Annotated in this window: 1 protein-coding gene; it reads right to left on the bottom strand. The window is 30.0% G+C overall.

Translation table 11 applies throughout. The features are described 5' to 3' along the window. A partial coding sequence (locus tag GOQ16_RS17495; protein ID WP_192922549.1) for a transposase occupies positions 1-307 on the bottom strand: 307 nt, incomplete at both ends.

Genomic DNA, 307 nt, shown 5'->3' with positions numbered 1-307 from the left:
CTAATTCTTTTTCATATTGTTTTGTGTATTTGTTGTTCTTGAATTTGACACCATCAGAAGTAATAGCAAAGTCTTTTAAACCTAAATCTATTCCACAAAAAGCACCAGTCTTTTCTTTTACTTGATATTGTTCTTCTGATAGTATTGATACAAAATATTTTCCTGTTGGTGTTTTACTCAAAGTACATTTACTAATTTCGCCTTTAACTTCACGATGAACATTAACTTTAATACCTTCTTTGAATTTTGGTGCAAAAAATCTACCACCTTCAAGTTTTGCGAACTGTGGAACTGTGAATGAGTTTTT

This window comes from Sphingobacterium bovisgrunnientis, assembly GCF_009829085.1.
Lineage (GTDB): Bacteria > Bacteroidota > Bacteroidia > Sphingobacteriales > Sphingobacteriaceae > Sphingobacterium > Sphingobacterium bovisgrunnientis.
This window is presented reverse-complemented; position numbering and strand designations above follow the sequence as displayed.